Origin of the sequence: Mesorhizobium sp. ORS 3428 (genome assembly GCF_001854785.1) — a bacterium.
GTDB lineage: Bacteria > Pseudomonadota > Alphaproteobacteria > Rhizobiales > Rhizobiaceae > Mesorhizobium.
The window spans coordinates 1-16,035 of sequence record NZ_MDFL01000115.1; the positions used below are offsets into that span (position 1 = coordinate 1).

18 protein-coding genes are annotated in these 16,035 nt (G+C 65.7%); 6 read left to right on the top strand and 12 right to left on the bottom strand.

What is annotated here, in order from left to right:
- Both ORS3428_RS13065 and ORS3428_RS13070 read right to left on the bottom strand, forming a co-directional pair.
- Positions 1-274, bottom strand: a 274-nt coding sequence (locus ORS3428_RS13065; RefSeq protein WP_244507954.1) for a transposase family protein, incomplete at its 3' end; no start/stop codon positions are given.
- Between the two features lie 117 nt (positions 275-391).
- Entirely contained in the window at positions 392-1,021 is a 630-nt protein-coding gene (locus tag ORS3428_RS13070; RefSeq protein WP_071098298.1) for a TetR/AcrR family transcriptional regulator, read from the bottom strand.
- A 77-nt stretch (positions 1,022-1,098) separates the two neighbouring features.
- On the opposite strand from ORS3428_RS13070, the gene ORS3428_RS13075 reads away from it, so the two are divergent.
- Positions 1,099-1,623: a quercetin 2,3-dioxygenase gene (locus ORS3428_RS13075; RefSeq protein ID WP_071098301.1), complete on the top strand. Its 525-nt coding sequence runs from the start codon at positions 1,099-1,101 to the stop codon at positions 1,621-1,623.
- A gap of 5 nt (positions 1,624-1,628) precedes the next feature.
- On the opposite strand, the gene ORS3428_RS13080 is transcribed toward ORS3428_RS13075, so the two are convergent.
- The 3 genes from ORS3428_RS13080 to ORS3428_RS13090 all read right to left on the bottom strand — a co-directional run bounded on the left by ORS3428_RS13080 (position 1,629) and on the right by ORS3428_RS13090 (position 4,875).
- Positions 1,629-2,429, bottom strand: coding sequence for an endonuclease/exonuclease/phosphatase family protein (locus ORS3428_RS13080; protein ID WP_071098303.1), 801 nt, complete (start codon positions 2,427-2,429; stop codon positions 1,629-1,631).
- 24 nt (positions 2,430-2,453) lie between these two features.
- On the bottom strand, positions 2,454-3,914 hold the full coding sequence (locus tag ORS3428_RS13085; protein WP_071098306.1) for a phospholipase D-like domain-containing protein: 1,461 nt from the start codon (positions 3,912-3,914) through the stop codon (positions 2,454-2,456).
- Between the two features lie 103 nt (positions 3,915-4,017).
- Positions 4,018-4,875 carry a LysR family transcriptional regulator gene (locus ORS3428_RS13090; protein WP_071099237.1) on the bottom strand — a complete coding sequence of 286 codons (858 nt, stop codon included), beginning with the start codon at positions 4,873-4,875 and terminating at the stop codon, positions 4,018-4,020.
- Positions 4,876-5,110: 235 nt separating this feature from the next.
- Here ORS3428_RS13090 and ORS3428_RS13095 point away from each other — a divergent pair, with 235 nt between their 5' ends.
- Both ORS3428_RS13095 and ORS3428_RS13100 read left to right on the top strand, forming a co-directional pair.
- On the top strand, positions 5,111-5,704 hold the full coding sequence (locus ORS3428_RS13095; RefSeq protein ID WP_244507955.1) for an ankyrin repeat domain-containing protein: 594 nt from the start codon (positions 5,111-5,113) through the stop codon (positions 5,702-5,704).
- Between the two features lie 12 nt (positions 5,705-5,716).
- Positions 5,717-6,934 carry a cyanate transporter gene (locus ORS3428_RS13100; RefSeq protein WP_071098308.1) on the top strand — a complete coding sequence of 406 codons (1,218 nt, stop codon included), beginning with the start codon at positions 5,717-5,719 and terminating at the stop codon, positions 6,932-6,934.
- A 12-nt stretch (positions 6,935-6,946) separates the two neighbouring features.
- On the opposite strand, the gene ORS3428_RS13105 is transcribed toward ORS3428_RS13100, so the two are convergent.
- Positions 6,947-7,219, bottom strand: a complete 273-nt coding sequence (locus ORS3428_RS13105) for a hypothetical protein (RefSeq protein WP_083355146.1) — start codon at positions 7,217-7,219, stop codon at positions 6,947-6,949.
- 95 nt (positions 7,220-7,314) lie between these two features.
- A complete protein-coding gene (locus ORS3428_RS13110; protein WP_071098312.1) occupies positions 7,315-8,064 on the bottom strand; it encodes a DUF899 domain-containing protein in 750 nt (249 codons plus the stop codon).
- 122 nt (positions 8,065-8,186) lie between these two features.
- Here ORS3428_RS13110 and ORS3428_RS13115 point away from each other — a divergent pair, with 122 nt between their 5' ends.
- Positions 8,187-9,407, top strand: a complete 1,221-nt coding sequence (locus ORS3428_RS13115; protein ID WP_071098315.1) for a DNA-binding protein — start codon at positions 8,187-8,189, stop codon at positions 9,405-9,407.
- Positions 9,408-9,444: 37 nt separating this feature from the next.
- Positions 9,445-10,110, top strand: coding sequence for a Vgb family protein (locus tag ORS3428_RS13120; protein ID WP_071099239.1), 666 nt, complete (start codon positions 9,445-9,447; stop codon positions 10,108-10,110).
- Positions 10,111-10,150: 40 nt separating this feature from the next.
- On the opposite strand, the gene ORS3428_RS13125 is transcribed toward ORS3428_RS13120, so the two are convergent.
- The 3 genes from ORS3428_RS13125 to ORS3428_RS13135 form a co-directional block, all read right to left on the bottom strand.
- Positions 10,151-11,236 (bottom strand): acyltransferase family protein, encoded by a 1,086-nt coding sequence (locus tag ORS3428_RS13125; protein ID WP_071098317.1) that lies wholly within the window; start codon positions 11,234-11,236, stop codon positions 10,151-10,153.
- A gap of 126 nt (positions 11,237-11,362) precedes the next feature.
- Positions 11,363-12,595 carry an MFS transporter gene (locus ORS3428_RS13130; protein ID WP_244507956.1) on the bottom strand — a complete coding sequence of 411 codons (1,233 nt, stop codon included), beginning with the start codon at positions 12,593-12,595 and terminating at the stop codon, positions 11,363-11,365.
- Positions 12,592-13,323 carry an MBL fold metallo-hydrolase gene (locus tag ORS3428_RS13135; RefSeq protein WP_071099240.1) on the bottom strand — a complete coding sequence of 244 codons (732 nt, stop codon included), beginning with the start codon at positions 13,321-13,323 and terminating at the stop codon, positions 12,592-12,594. Before ORS3428_RS13135 ends, ORS3428_RS13130 begins: the two co-directional genes overlap by 4 nt.
- Before the next feature lie 110 nt (positions 13,324-13,433).
- Here ORS3428_RS13135 and ORS3428_RS13140 point away from each other — a divergent pair, with 110 nt between their 5' ends.
- The gene (locus ORS3428_RS13140) at positions 13,434-14,099 is read left to right on the top strand and encodes an ArsR/SmtB family transcription factor (RefSeq protein WP_071098322.1); all 666 of its coding nucleotides are present in this window, start codon (positions 13,434-13,436) and stop codon (positions 14,097-14,099) included.
- A 58-nt stretch (positions 14,100-14,157) separates the two neighbouring features.
- Here ORS3428_RS13140 and ORS3428_RS13145 read toward each other — a convergent pair whose 3' ends face one another.
- Together ORS3428_RS13145 and ORS3428_RS13150 are read right to left on the bottom strand one after the other, a co-directional pair.
- Positions 14,158-15,237, bottom strand: coding sequence for an ABC transporter ATP-binding protein (locus tag ORS3428_RS13145; RefSeq protein ID WP_071098324.1), 1,080 nt, complete (start codon positions 15,235-15,237; stop codon positions 14,158-14,160).
- Positions 15,234-16,034 (bottom strand): ABC transporter permease, encoded by an 801-nt coding sequence (locus ORS3428_RS13150; RefSeq protein WP_071098326.1) that lies wholly within the window; start codon positions 16,032-16,034, stop codon positions 15,234-15,236. The genes ORS3428_RS13145 and ORS3428_RS13150 overlap by 4 nt, the downstream gene beginning before the upstream one ends.
- Position 16,035 lies beyond the last annotated feature (1 nt).

Below are 16,035 nucleotides of genomic sequence, written 5' to 3' on the forward strand. Positions count from 1 at the left end.
CCTCCGGGTCAAGCAGCCGCAACAGCCGCGAGAAGGTGTCGTGGCTGGGCGCCGCCTCATATTCGATCAACCGCGACAGCGCCTGTTTGCGCTCCTTTGCGAACAGGGAGAACTCCGTCGCATTGCTGGCGCCGCATAAGCTCGCCGCGATCATCATCACGATCAGGTCGCCAAGCCGATGCGTGGCGTTGCCAGCACGCGGATCAGGCACCGCGCCGAAATAGCTCTCAAGGCTGGAAATGGCAGTCTCTCCCTCGCTCGACTGCCTGCCCAAAGAATCCTTTCTCAGGCCAACTTCAAGTCCCAAAAAGCCATATGCGATTCCCCTGCCCACTAGGGGGAGATGTCCGGCAGGACAGAGGGGGGCGCGAAGGAACGCAACTTCGCCAGGTTATTCTTCTTCTTCGGCGCTCMCGAAGCGCTGCTCCTCCGCAAGCGCCGCCTTCACCAGCGCATTGGCCGCCCACACCGACAAATCCTCGCCCTCCGCCGCGCTGAGGCCRCAGACGTCGCGCTGGACGATCAGCGCCTCCCAGCCGATCACCATGGCAAGGGCGCGCACGAGCTGGTTCCAGCGCTTCGGGTCCAGCCTGGCCCGCAACGGCGACAAAGCCTGCTCGATCCACTCGATCCGGCGATAGCCGCGGCGCGGCGCGCCCTCCGCCGGTGGCTCTCCATCGACCGTGAGCTTGATCAACGAGCGGCCGAGCTTTTCGACCTCGGGACTGACATGGTGCAGCGCGCGCACCAGATGCTCGACGCGGGCCTCGCCGTTATCGCTCGCCTGCTCGATGGCGCGATCGACCGACGCTTGGCTGAGCGCGCCGATCGTCGCGTCGAGCAGCAGCTGATCGAAGCTCGGGAAGTAGAGATAGACCGTTCGTCGCGAGACCTCGGCCGCGGCGGCTACGTCGTTGACGGTCGGCGTCTCGCCGCGGGCGAGCAGCGCGATCGCGGCATCGACGATCGCCTTGCGGGTGCGACGCTTCTGCGCGGTACGGGGGTGCGGATTGACATTCATGCAGGCGGAGTATACCGGAGTGCATTAATTGCACAAGAGTGCAATATAGGTATCAAACTCTTTCAAAGGGGGCTTTCATGACAATTTCCAGCCATACCGCCGATGACGCTCGTTTCCTGGGGCCGGGTGAGGGGGAGGCGATCTGGTTCCTGAGAAACCGCATGACGGTGAAGGCCACCGCGGCCAGCACTGGCGGCGGCTTTGGCCTGTTGGAATCGCTCATCGCGCCGGGTTTCTCGCCGCCGCTGCACGTCCATCGCCGCGAGGACGAGTCCTTCTATGTGCTGGAAGGCGAACTGACGATGAAATGCGGCGATCGCACCTTCCGGGCGAGCGCGGGCTCATTCGTCTTCCTGCCGAGAAATGTTCCGCACACTTTCGTGGTCGAGGGAGACAAGCCGGCGCGGATGTTGACGCTGCTGACGCCGGGCGGCGGCGAAGGGGTTTTCATCGACGGCGGAAGGCCGGCGGAGGCAGAAGGATTGCCGCCGGCAACGCCGCCCGACATCGAGGCGCTGAAGCGCGTGAGCGCCCGCTATGAGGCCGAAATCATCGGGCCGCCGATGGCGCCGACGGGCAGCTCAGCAGCGGCCAGGGGCTGACGTCGCTAGAGGTGCACGTAAGCCGTCAGCGGCAGGTGATCGGAGGCGACCCGCGACAGCGGCGTGTCATGCGCTTCCACCGCCGAGACCATGCCGTGCCGGTTGCCCATAATCCGGTCGAGCGCCAGCACCGGCAGGCCCGACGGAAAGGTGGGCACCGCCGGCGGAGAGGGCCCGAAGGTGGTGTGCAGCGTGTTGAGCGCCGAACGGGTGCCGAGCCGCCATTCGTTGAGGTCGCCGAGCAAAAGCGTCGGCCTTTCGTCGGCGCTGCTCATGATGTCGTGCACGACGCGGGCCTGTTCGGAGCGCCAGCGGCGCAAGAGGCCGAGATGGGCGGCGATCACGCGCAGCGTCCGCTGCTCGTCGAGATCGATCTCGGCGACCAGCGCCCCGCGCGGCTCCAGCCCCGGCAGCTTGATCTGGTGGACGTCGCGCACCGTGCCGCGCTTGATCAGAAGCACGTTGCCGCGCCAGCCATGCGCCTTGCCGTTTCCCAGAACCGGCACCGGCACAAGGCCCGTTTCCAATTCGAGGCGTGCAAGATCGAGCAGGCCGGCGCGGTCGCCGAAGCGGTTGTCAGCCTCCTGCAGCGCAATGACGTCCGGGCTGATTTCGCGGATGACGCGAGCGGTCCGCTCCGGGTCGAACCTCCGGTCGGTGCCAATGCATTTGTGGACATTGTAGGAGGCGACCACTATTTCGGCGCCGTTGATCCGCTTGCGCGGCGTCGACAGGGCCTTGCGTGCGTTTCTGCCGCGAATTGACAAGAGCACGGTGTGCGGAAGGCTGCGTCCGTTTCTCTCCATTGGTCTGATGCTCGTCCTCCTTGTTTATAGATAGGGCGATCCCAGCCACAGCAATCGATCGAAGACTCGAACGACGAAGGGCCGGGCCTTCAGCGTCTGCAGCGTCACCGGCCGCGCGGAAGCGATTGCGGCGTCGATGCGGGCCGCGATCGCGGCGGCAAAGCTGGCGTCCAGGATCTCCATGTCGATCTCGAAATTCAGCCTCAGCGACCGGRCATCGAGGTTGGAAGAGCCGACATAGGCCCATACGCCGTCGATCGCCATCAGTTTCGAATGGTCGAACGAACCTTCGTGGCGCCAGACCCGGCAATAGTGTTTCAGCACCTGGTCGAACTGCGCCGTCATAGCATGGTCGACGAGGAATAGGTTGTTCACCTCCGGCACGACGATGTCGATCTCGACGCCGCGCCGGCCGGCCGTGGTCAGCGCGCTGATCAGCTCGCGGTCCGGCAGGAAGTAGGGCGACATGATGCGGATCGATTTGCGGGCGACCGAAAATGCTCCCATCAGCAGCTTGTGGTTGGTTTCGTTCGCGGCATCCGGTCCCGTCGCCACGGCTCTGACCAGCATCGGCTGACCGGGCGGCGGCTGGAGCCGATCGAGCTGCCAGACATCGCCCTTCAATGCCTCGTTGCCGGCGAAGCGCCAGTCCTCGGYTGCCACCGAGAACAGGTCGGCCACGACCGGCCCGGTGACCTCGAAATGCGTGTCCCGGGAACTGTCGGAGCCGGCGAATTCGGCGGAAAATCCCTTGCGGATGTTCATGCCTCCCGTGAACGCCACCGTGCCGTCGACAACCAGGATCTTCCTGTGGGTTCTTAGATTGGCATAGGGAAGTCTCAACCCCATGACGATGGCGCCATTGAAGAGGTCGACGGCGACGCCGGCCTCCCGGAGTTGCTTCAGGATGCTGGGCACCGAATAGCGCACGCCGACGGCATCGATCAGCACCCGCACGGCCACGCCGCGTTTGAYCGCGCCGGAGAGCGACTGCACGAACATCTGCCCGACCGCGTCATTGTCGAAGATGTAGGTTTCGAGAARGACGCTGCGCTTGGCATCGTCGATCGCCCTGCACATCGCGGTATAGGCCTCGTCGCCGGTCTCGAGCACGGCGATCGTGTTGCCCGACGTCAGCGGGCGCCGCGCCACCCTGTCGCCCAGCGTCTTCAGCCCGATGAAGCGCTGACCGTATTGCGCGTTGATCAAGGCTTCCATCGCGATGTCGCGGTCGTGCCTCGCCTCCGCGGTCTCGCCGGTGACGGGCCGCAGGGCGCTGATCGTCGCGCGGCGGATGCGGTTGATGCCGGCGATGGCGTAGATGATCGCGCCGAGGAAGGGCGACAAGAGCATCACGCCTACCCAGCCTGTGGCGGCGCGCACGTCTTCCTTCGTCATGATGGCGTGGACGATACCGACGGCCGCCATCGCCAACGACAGGAGAAGGATAAGCGTAGACCAGTGACTCGCGATCGCCTGCAGCATCGGCCCGACTATTGTGCGAGCCGGCGCGGAAGGCAATGCGGATGGTCAAGGCGATCCACGCCCGGACGCCGGGATGCGCCAACCGCGCAAGGGGCTGAAAGCGTCACGATCGTTCGGCCGCCTGCAGCCTGGCGGCAAGGACGGCGGCCATCTGCTCGACCAATTCCGAGATCGGCCGCGTCTTCTCCCAGGCATAGATCGAGACCACCATCGGGGGCTCCGCGCCGAACGGCGCGTAGGGCCGGACGCGATGTCCGGCTATGGCGCTCCTGGGCAGCAGCGACAGGCCAAGTCCGGCTTCCACGCCGACCAGCACATTGCGGAGGCTGCTGCCGGAGAAGGCGATGTACCAGCGGCGCTGCTCGCGTTCGATCCGCTCGAACATGGCTTCGCGATAAAGTCCTCCGGGAGGGAAGGYGACCAGCGGAACCGGATCGGGCCAGTCGGACTTGCTGTCGGCGCTCTCGAACCATGCCAGCGCCTCGGGAAAGCTGGCGCGGCAGTCGGGCTCGGCCTTCGCTTCCTTGACGATGACGATATCGAACTCTCCGCCGCGATAGCGTCGGGTCAGATCGCGGCTCAATCCGGCGGTGACATCCAGCCGGATCTCGCGATGGCGTTTGGCGAAACCGCCGAACACCTCGGCCATCGCCGTGTTGACGATATCCTCCGGCACGCCGATCCGGACGGGTGTTGTGCCGGCCGGATCGCCAAGCGCCGTTTGCGCCTCCTGCTGCAGGGCCAGGATGCGGCGTGCGTAGCCGAGCAGCCGCTCGCCCGCAGCGGTCGGCCTGATCGGCCGCGTGACGCGGTCGATCAGGCTGTAGCCGAGGGCATCTTCGAGTCGGGCAAGCTGCTGGCTGATGGTCGACTGCGTCATGTTCAGGCGCTCGGCGGCCTGGGTGAAGCTGCCCGCGTCGGCAATCGCGATGAAGGCGCGCAGGAGGCGAGGATCGAGCATCTTTGTCACCTCATGTCGATGCGGAGCTTCGGTGGTCCGATCCATTCAAAATCATGATGACGTTGATGCATACATTTAATTTTTGGATGGAGCCAGCAGCCCTTATCTGATGATCGGAAACGGTCGTGCATCGGCCGGTGCCGTCAGGAGTGCAAAAATGCTTCGTCTCGCAACTGTTTTTGCTTCCGCGCTGCCGGTCCTCGCGTCCATGTTGTCGATCGCATCAGGAGAAACCATGAGCCAATCCCCATTGCATGCGGCCGCGGCTGGCGATGACGTGCGGACCATCGAGAAGCTTCTGTCCGAAGGTGCGGAGATCGACGCGCGCGACGGCACCGGTGCCACGCCGCTGCTTGTCGCGACCCATGGCAACAAGATCGACGCGGCCAGGGCGCTGATCGAGGCCGGGGCGGACGTTAACGCCAAGGACAATATCGAAGACAGCCCCTACCTCTATGCCGGCGCGCGCGGACATATCGAGATCCTGAAGACGGCGCTATCCCACGGCGCCGATCTGAGAAGCATCAACCGCTATGGCGGCACCGCGCTCATCCCGGCTTGCGAGCGCGGCCATGTCGAGACCGTACGCACGCTGATCGAGGCAGGCGTCGATGTCGATCATGTCAACAAGCTCGGTTGGACCGCGCTGCTTGAGGCGATCATCCTTGGCGACGGCGGCGAGCGCCACCGGCAGATCGTCGGACTGCTGGTCAAGGCGGGAGCCAATGTCAACCTCGCCGACAGCGACGGCGTCACGCCGTTGCGGCATGCGCGCAGCCGCGGCTTCAAGGAGATCGAAAAGCTGCTCGTGGCCGCCGGCGCAAGCTGAGCGGCGGCTTCGATGCAGAAGCATTTGCGGGTCGAGACCGCCTCCGGCCGTATACTGATGCTAGCGGTCGTCGCTCTGGTCGGCCTCAACCTCAGGCCTTTCATTACCGGCATTGGTCCGCTGGCGGCAAAGGTGCGGGCTGGGACTGGTCTCGACATGCAGGGCATCGCCCTCCTCACCCTGGTGCCGATGCTGGTGATGGGACTGTTCGCCTTTGCCGGCCCGTCCCTTGAGGCTCGCATTGGGGCAAGCCGGGCGCTGATTGCGGCGCTTGTCATCCTCGCCCTCGCATCGTTTCTGCGCCTCTTCGTCTCGACCGGCGTCGAGATGGAGGCTACGGCGGCCCTGCTCGGACTAGGCGCGGCGGTCGTGCAGGCCCTGTTTCCCGGCATCGTCAAGCGGCAGTTTCCCGACCATGTCGGCCTCGTCATGGGACTCTATTCGGCGACGCTGATGGCCGGCGGCGCGCTTGGCGCGCAACTCGCGCCGTTGATCGCCGCGGCTTCTGGAAACTGGCATGTCGGGCTTGCCTGGATGGCGTTTCCCGCCTTGATTGCCGCTGCCCTCGCCATGTTCTGCCTGCCGCGCCACGGTGCCCGACGGTTGGGCGGGAATGCGGCGGCGGCCCTCCTCAGGCGGCCGCGCACATGGTTGCTGATGGCATGCTTCGGCCTCGTCAATGGCGGCTACTCGACCTCGGTGGCCTGGCTGGCACCTTGCTATCAGGAGCACGGCTGGGCGAGTGCGGCGAGCGGCGCATTGCTGGCGATCATGGCGGTTGGCCAGGCGCTGTCGGCCCTGCTGCTCCCCGCGCTTGCCGGCAGAAGCGAGGATCGCCGGCCATGGCTCTGGCTGACGCTGGCAATGCAGGCAGCCGGCTTTGCCGGGCTCGTGCTGCGGCCCGAAGCCGCGCCGTTCGTCTGGGTGGTTTTGCTGGGAGCGGGGCTGGGCGGTTGCTTCTCGCTCACCATGATCGTGGCGCTCGAGCATCTTCCGGAGCCGGCGGCGGCAGGCGCGCTCTCGGCCCTGATGCAGGGCGGCGGTTTCCTGATCGCGGCGATCCCGCCATGGATCGTGGCCGTGCTTCACGACATGACCGGCAGCTTCACGCCTGGATGGCTGCTGCATCTCGCGTGCATCGCCGTCGTCATGGTGCTGACGCTCCGCCTCGCGCCGCGCAGCTATGAGCGAGCGATGAAGCTGTCGCAGCCTGCACCGCTCGCGCTCTGACCGGGACGCACCTCACGCCCGCCTCGCCGCCATCCTTAGCCACGGCGCGAGATGGAACGCCGCCATCAGAAGATACATCGGCACCATGCCGCTGAGCGTCGAGGCGCCGGGACCGGACATGCACATCATGTCCTGGGCGCCATAGGCGGCCGTAAGCAGCGCCATGAGCGCGAAGGTCGGCGCCGCGGCGAGACCGAGCCGATCGGCGAGGCGGAAGCCGCCCGACCCGGACGGGCAAGGGGCGTTCGCCGCTTCGACGGGAAGATCCGGGTTTTCGGCGCTCATCGCATTCACCTTCCAAATGGCTTTCAAGACGCGGAGGRGAAATTGGGGAAATCGGCCCTGGCGGCGCGGGCGACGCCGCCAGAGTCGCTTCGCGCTCAGGCGTTCTTGTTGCGGAACGCCGCCTCGCCGGCATCCGACACCTCGACCCATCTCTGGTCGGGAGCGGCGCCTTCCTCGTAATTGTCGTGCCAGTTCCACCATTTGTAGGTCGGCGTCTGGGGATAGCCTTCGGGCGAATCCTCCCACACCTCCTGGCGGCCGAGCGGCGTGACGTCGAGATAGCTCCAGACGGTGCCAAACGCCTCGTCGCCGCGGTTGTTGACGAAGTAGGTGCGGAAGATGCGGTTGCCGTCATGGATGAAGACGTTGTGGCCGTGCCATTCGTCGACGCCGAAATCCTTATCCCAGCTGTCGGTGATGGTGTACCAGGGCATCTTCCAGTCCATGCGCTGCTTCAGCCGCTGAATGTCGGCCTGCGGCGCGCGCGAGGCATAGGCAAGCGTGGTGTCGCGGGCATTGAGATGGGCGAGGTTGCCGACCTGGTCGGCGCCGAGCGAGCAGCCGCGGCAGGCGTGCTCGGGCCAGCCATAGACGCCCGGCTCGAAGAAGGCGCGGTAGATGATAAGCTGGCGGCGGCCTTCGAAGAGGTCGAGCAGGCTTGCCTTGCCGTTGGGGCCTTCGAAGACATAATCCTTCTCGACAAGCATCCACGGCATCCGGCGGCGTTCGGCGGCCAGCRCATCGCGGGCGCGGGTCAGGGCCTTCTCCTTGACGAGCATCTCCGAGTGGGCGCCTTCCCACGCTTCTTGCGAAACGACCGGCGGTGTCTTCATGTGCTGGGTCATTGCTCTTGTCCCATTCTTTCGGTTTGGTTGAGGGTGACAAGCACAGACATAGGACCGGACGGCGCGATGGTGAGAGTTACAAGTGTGACGCGATTCGATCCGGGTGCTGCGGCGGGCACTGAATGGACTCGCTGATCACCGCCGCCGGCCGCGCGCTCGCCGCGGGTGATCCGCTCGGCGCGCTGAAACGTGTCGCGCTGCGCGACGACGCGCCGGCGCTGGCGCTGCGCGGCATCGCGATGGCGCAGCTCGGCGACCTCGAGCGGGCCAAGGCGCTGCTCAAAAGTGCCGCCCGCGCCTTCAGCCCAAGGGAGGCGGTGGCGCGCGCCCGCTGCGTCGTTGCCGAAGCCGAGATCGCGCTGGTCTCGCGCGACCTCGGCTGGCCGGAGAAGGCGCTGCGGGCCGCGAGATCGACGCTTGCATCGCATGGCGACCGCGTGAATGCCGCCTATGCCGGCAGCCTCGAAGCGCGCCGCCTTATCCTGATCGGCCGCCTCGACGAGGCCGAGCGTCTGCTGGCCGGCTTCGATCCGGCGCCGCTGCCGCCTGTCGCTCGTGTTGCCCATGAGCTCGCCGCTGCCGGCATCGCGGTCCGGCGCCTGAGGACGAAGGCCGCGCGCGCAGCGCTCGGCCGGGCATCGCTTGCCGCTTACGAGGCCAACATTCCGGCGCTGAGGACCGAGGTCGAAAATGCCTCGCTTGTGCTGAACGAGCCCGTGGCGCGGCTTGTCGCGGAGGGCGGGGAGAAGCCGCTTCTGCTCGAGGAGGTCGAGGCGCTGCTGGCGTCCGGCGCGCTCGTCGTCGATGCCTGCCGCAATGTCGTGCGCCGGGACGGAACGGTGGTTTCTCTGGCGACGCGGCCGGTGCTGTTTTCGCTGGCCCGCACGCTTGCCGAGGCCTGGCCGGCGGATGCGTCGCGCGAGACACTGCTCAGGCGCGCCTTCCGCGCAAGGCATGCCGACGAGTCGCATCGTGCGCGCTTGAGGGTCGAGATGGGACGACTGCGCGCCGAGTTGAGCGGGCTCGCCGAGATCAACGCCACCGCTCAAGGCTTCGCGCTTGTGCCACGCCATGCCGGCGCGGTGGTCGTTCTGGCGCCGCCCGTCGAGGAGGAGCACGGCGCGGTGCTCGCCTTTCTCGCCGATGGCGAGTCATGGTCGAGCTCGGCTTTGGCGATCGCGCTTGGCGCCAGCGCGCGCACCGTGCAGCGGGCGCTGGAGGAACTGTCGGCTGAGAACAAGGTGCAGGCGGTCGGACGTGGCCGGGCGCGCCGCTGGATGACGCCGCCGATGACCGGATTCCCGACTGTCTTGTTACTCCCGGGTCCGCTGCCGAGCGATTAGGGTCGAGGCAAGATTGTTCCGATTGATGGAGATCAAGATGAAACGAGCGACTGCCGAAATCCTGCGAGAATACGGACCTTTTCCGGGCGTCAAGACTGTTGCCGGCGTGACCTTCGACGGCGAGAAAGTCTGGTTCGCTTCCGGTGACAAGCTTAACGCGCTCGATCCCGTGACCGGCGCCACGACGCGCTCGATCGATGTCGCCGCGCATGCCGGAACCGCCTTCGACGGCAAGCATCTCTACCAGATCGCCGAAGACCGCATCCAGAAGATCGATCCGGCGACGGGCAAGGTGCTGGCCAGCATTCCGGCCCCCGGCAATGGCGGCGACTCCGGTCTTGCCTGGGCCGAGGGCTCGCTCTGGGTCGGGCAACATCGCGCCCGCAAGATCCATCAGGTCGATCCCGAAACCGGCAAGGTGATCCGCACCATCGAATCCAAGCGCGTCGTCACCGGCGTCACCTGGGTAGACGGCGAACTCTGGCACGGCACCTGGGAAGGAGATGAAAGCGATCTGCGCCGCGTCGATCCGCGCTCGGGCGAGGTGCTGCAGACGCTGGACATGCCGGCAGGAACCGGCGTGTCAGGTCTGGAGTCCGACGGCAAGGGCTGCTTCTTCTGCGGCGGCGGAGGCAGCGGCAAGGTCAGGGCAGTGCGCCGTCCCGGATACACCCCGAACAAGGTTTCCGCCGCCGGCAAATAGCGGGCTGGTCGAACCTACACAACAGAAAGGGCGGCCTCGATCAGGCCGCCTCGCGCGCTGGCTGCGCAACACCCTTGGAGACCTGTCCGGCATTCGTCCTGTCGATATGCGCCCAGGCCGGCCGCTCGAACAGGAAATTGCCGAAACCCGTCAACTTCACCATGAAATAGAGTGCTACCGGGCTGACGACCGAGACGATGAGCACCGCCAGGCTGAGCATGCCGGTATCCGTCAGAAGCCCGCTTGCCAGCGCGGCACCCCGGAACAGCGACATCGGGATGGTGAAGGCGACATAGACGACCAGCGAGTGCTCGCCGAGCCAGCGCAGCCATTCCATGGCGGCGAATTTCGACAGGAAGCCGCCGGCGACGCAAAGCGCCAGCGCCCCGGCAACGGCGAGCACGAGATGCAGCGGCGGCCACGCCGCAAGGCCCATCTGCGTGCCGACCGGCTGAACGGAATAGCCGGGCGAATAGACGAGCAGGCCGTTGACGATCGCCCAGGCGACGAGGCCCGCGACCGCCAGAGCCGGACGCTCCTGCATCCAGGCGACCAGCCGGAACACCAGTGGCGCAATGACGAAGCCGAGATAGAAGAACACGAAATAAGCCGCGAACTGTTCAAGCGCATAACTGTCGGGATGCGGCGCCCACATCTGCAGTCCGCTCGCGACCGGGATGACGGCCCAGTGCGGCACGCGAAGTTCCCGCAAAATGCGCGCGACGAGGCCGAAGACCGCCAGCATGTAGATGAACCACAGCACGCCATAAGGCTGGACGACGGCCATTGCCAGGTCGTGCAGCATGCCGTCGAGGTCGCGGCTGTAGATGCCGATCTTCAGCCCGATCGAGATGATCGCCCACAGCACGTAGAAATAGAGATAATGCACGACGCGCCGGTCGATATAGCGCCGCCATGGCCGGTCGATCACCTGCGACAGGAACAGGCCGGAAATCAGGAAGAATTCCGGCATGCGGAAAGGCGTCGCAAAGCCGATGACATAATGGAGGAAGCCGACGCCGCCGGTATATTCACCGGTGTTGTAGGCAGAATACATCATCACCACCAGGATGATCGAAAGACCTTTTGCCGTGTCCACCCACGGCATGCGCGTCGAGCTGTTCATAAGCAAATCTCGAGGAGAACCTGCGCTATACTACCGGACAGGCTCATCTCTAGCAGCATGAAGCTTCGGATATCGTAAACGCCGAACTCTTGCCCGATGGTGTTATGCGTTTCCCTTGGGATGGGGTTAATGCCCCGTATCCCGCATCGCCACTGCCACGATCGCGCCCGAGAGAAAGGTCAGTGCAGCGATCGCCGCGATTGCCGCAACGAAGCCGAAGAAGTCGGCGATCAGCCCCGCCGACAGCGCGCCAACCGCATAGCCAAGATCGCGCCAGAAGCGGTAGACGCTGAGCGAGCGCGCCCGCCAGGAAGGATGCGACGCGTCAGACACCGCTGCGATCAGGCTCGGATAGACCATCGCCGTGCCGAGGCCGAGCAGCACGCTCGCCAGCAGCCACCAGCCGAAATCGCGGGTCACGGCGGTGGTGAGAAGCCCCGCCCCCTGCACCCACATGCCGGCGACGATGAGGCCCTTGCGGCCCCACCGATCGCTCAATGGTCCGGTCGCGACCTGCAGCACGCCCCAGACCGCGGGATAGACCGCCTTGAGGATGCCGATCCGTTCGACGCCGAGCCCGTTGGCGACGAAGAAGAGCGGAAACAGCCCCCAGCTCATGCCGTCGTTCAGATTGTTGACTAGGCCCGCCTGCGAGGCCGCGAAGAGGTTGCGGTCGCGGAAGGAAGTCAGCATGAAGATCTCGCGGAAGCCGAGCGGCGAATCCTGTTTGGCGTGGTTCGAAAGCTCCAGCCGCACATGTTCGCGTGTGTCGCGTACCAGGAGGATCGACAGCGCAGTACCCAGGATCGCATAGCAGACGCCGAGATAGATCGGCGCCGGACGCAGCCCGTAGCGGCTGGCCAGATAGCCGGTGAGGAACGCTGTGACGCCGACGGCGAGATAGCCGGCAAACTCGTTGAGGCCGACGGCCAGCCCGCGCGATTTCGGCCCGACCAGATCGACCTTCATGATCACTGTCATCGACCAGGCAAACCCTTGGTTGATGCCGAGCAGCGCATTGGCGGCGACGATCCAGCCAAAGCTCGGCGCCCAAATGATGATGAAGGGCACCGGCAGGCCGAACAGCCAGCCGAGGATCAGCACGCGCTTGCGGCCCCATTTGTCGGCAAGCTGTCCGGAGACGAGATTGGCGCAGGCCTTGACCACGCCGAAGCTGACGATGAAGGACGTGACCAGCGTGGTCGAGGCGATGCCGAATTCTTCCGCGCCGATCAGCGGCACGACGGTCCGCTCGATGCCCACCATGCCGCCGACGAAAGCGTTGATCAGCACCAGCAGCGCGAACTGTTTCCAGTTGGCCTTGAGGCCGAGCGCTACGCCGGGCGCGGCTGCGCTCAAGATTTCGCTCCGGCATTCGCAGCCCGGTTGCGCGCGGCGTCCGGCGGCGGGGGAGGGATGTCGGCGGTCATGGCGGCGACGAACTGGTTCTCGTCCTCGATGCGGAACGCCTTGTTAAAACGCCGCTCGAAGCCGATCGTCGATGTCGGCTTGCCGCTCAGCGAACGGCCGCAGACCGAACCTGAATAGGCGCCGGGCAGCACCTCGATGTGATCGGGCAATTCCTTCAGCCGCCGGACGCTGGCGTAGAGCGCGCGGGCGCCGTCCTCGGCGCTGGAAGCAAGCTCGGTGCGGCCGAGATCGCCGACCATCAGCGTATGGCCGGTCAGCACGAACCAGGGTTCGCTCGATCGCGTCCGGTCRGTGACAAGCAGGCTCAGATGTTCCGGCGTGTGGCCCGGCGTGTRCATCACGGTCGCCGTCACATTGCCGAGCTCCAGCACCTCGCCATCCTTCACGCGCCGGAACGGGAAGCCGGCCTCCACGCCCTCGAAGAGCACGTATTCGGCGCCTGTCGCCTCGGCGAGCGCCCGCCCGGCTGAGATGTGGTCGGCATGGATATGCGTGTCGACGACGTAGAGGATGCGCATGCCCGTCGCGCGCGCAGCTTCGATATAGGGCGCTATGTCGCCGACCGGATCGACGACGGCGGCGGAAGCCTTGCCGCCGCAGCCGAACAGATAGGAGGCGGCAACCGGATCGGTATGCAGGAACTGCCTGAGAATCATCGCTTTTCCTCCGCACGGGTGGCCGCGCCGGGCGCGCCGCGCCGCTTGACAGCAGGTCGAAATCGTCATTCAATTATTCTGTTGAATGACGATGCGTCGTTGAAAGGACGATGTCAATCCGCAATCCGAAGCAGGCGCTCTACGAACAGTTCGCGATCGTCGCCAAGGCGCTCGGCCATCCGTTGCGCCTGGAGATGATCGAGCAACTGGCGCAAGGCGCGCGCAGCGTCGAGGCGCTTGCCGCCAAGCTCGGCCAGCCGATTGCCAACATCTCCCAGCACCTGCAGGCGCTGCGCCGCGCCGGCATCGTTGCGGCCGAACGCGACGGCAAGTTCGTGCGCTATTCGCTTGCCGATGAGAGTGTGCTTTCCGCCTTCGCCTCGGTGCGCGCGGTCGCCGAGCGTCGGCTCGCGGAGGTCGACCGCATCGTGCGCGGCTATTTCGAAGCGCGCGACCAGATGCGCCCCGTCAGCCGCGACGAACTCCAGGTGCTGATGCGCGACGGGCTGGTGACGGTGATCGACGTCCGCCCGCCGGACGAGTTCGCGCTCGGTCATGTGCCGGGCGCGATCAATGTCCCGCTCGGCGAGATCGAGGCCTGGTCCCAAAATGCCGATGCCGGCAGGGAAGTCGTGGCTTACTGCCGCGGTCCCTGGTGTGTGATGTCCTTCGAGGCGGTGGCCGCGCTGCGCTCGCTCGGCCATTCCGCGCGCCGGTTAGAGGACGGCATGCCCGAATGGAAAGCCGCCGGCCTGCCGGTGGAAATGGCCGCCTGAAGGCCTGCGAGATGTAATGCCGAGCTCGGCCCCATGCCGGCCTGCCGGTTGGAAGTCTTCAGGCTGGAAACAGGAATGCCGAAGCGGGATCGAAAAAGATCTGCCGGCTCGAACCGCCGACGGCGTGGTCCGGTTCGGCCGCGTCTGAGGTCGGCCTGACGTCGATCTCGTCGCCCGACGCGGTGCGCRCCACGACGCGCCGGCGGTCGCCGAAGAAGGCGGCATCGACGATCTGGACGGCGAGCGACGCATTTCCCGGCACGGGCGCCAGGCGGAATGCCTCCGGCCGTACCATCAGGCTGGCCTTCTGGCCGCGGTCGAGCTTGTCTATCGCCTTTACGCCCTTGACGATCGAGCCGTCAGCCAATCGCACCACGGCTGTGCCGTTCTCGGTTTCGAGATGCTCGACGGCCAAGAAATTGGAATTGCCGATGAAGCCGGCAACGAATTCGTTCGCGGGCCTCAGATAAAGGTCCTCGCCGGTGCCGATCTGCGCGATGCGTCCGCTCCTGAACAGGGCTATCCGGTCGGAAAGATGCAGAGCCTCCTCCTGGTCGTGCGTGACGTAGAGGATGGTCACCCCGGTCTCGCGGTGGATGCGGCGGATCTCGGCCTGGATTTCCTGGCGCAATTTCTTGTCGAGCGCCGACAGCGGCTCGTCCATCAGAAGGATCGGCGGATCGTAGGCGAGCGCGCGGGCAAGCGCCACGCGCTGCTGCTGGCCGCCCGACAGCGCGCCCGGATAGCGGTCGGCGAAACTCTCGAGGCGCACCAGCGCCAGCATGTCGGCGACCTTGCGCTTCACCTCGCTGTCCGGCTTGCGGCGCACGCGCAGCGGAAACGCCACATTCTCGGCGACGCTCAGATGCGGAAACAGCGTGTAGCGCTGGAAGACCATGYCGATGTTGCGCTTGTGCGACGGCACGGCAAGTAGCGACTTGTCTTCGAGCAGTACGTCGCCCGAGGTCGGGTCCTGGAAACCGGCGATCGCATAGAGCGTCGTCGACTTGCCCGATCCGGACGGCCCGAGGAAAGTCAGGAATTCGCCCTTGGGCACATCGATGGTGACGTCGTGGACGGCCACGAAGGCGCCGAACGCCTTCCTCACCGCGCGAATGGAAAGGAATGGCCGGGTCATCTGGACAGTTTTCTGCGAAGGAGTGYGGTCACGATCATCAGGCATAGGGTCAGGCCGACGAGCAGGCTGGAGGCGGCGGCGACGACCGGGCTGAGGTCGGCGCGCAGGCTGCCCCAGATCTTGACCGGCAAGGTCTGCAGGGTCGGGCTCGCCATGAAGATCGCCACCACCACTTCGTCCCACGAGGCGAGGAAGGAAAAGATGGCGGCCGAGAAGATGCCGATTCGGATCGAGGGCAGCGTAATTCTGAGCCTCGCCTGCAGCGGGCTGGCGCCGCAGACGATCGCCGCGTCCTCGATGGATTTGTCGAAGCCTTCGAGCGCGGTGGCGATCGGAATGATGGCGAAGGGCAGCGCCAGAATGGTGTGGGCGATGACGAAGCCCGTCGTGGTGCCGGCCAGCCCAATGCGAAGGAAGAAGGCGTAGATGGCGATGGCGAAAACCACGACCGGCAGCACCATCGGCGTCAACAGCAAGCCACGCAGGAACTGCCGCCCGCGAAACTCGCCCCGGACCAGGCTGAAGGAAGCAAAGAGGCCGATCAGTACCGAGAGGATGGCGGCCATCGCGGCAATCTTCGCGCTGGTGAGCGCTGCATCAATCCAGGCCGGATCGGCCAGCAGCTCTTGATACCATTTCAGCGTCCAGCCAGGCGGCGGGAAGGCCAGCCAGCGCGACGAGCCGAACGACAAAAGGACGATGAAGACCACCGGCAGCAGGAGGAAGGCGGCGACAAGCGCAGTGAAGCCGGCAAGTGCCGCGCGCAGCCATCCGAGCCGGTCGTAGTCGAGCAGCATC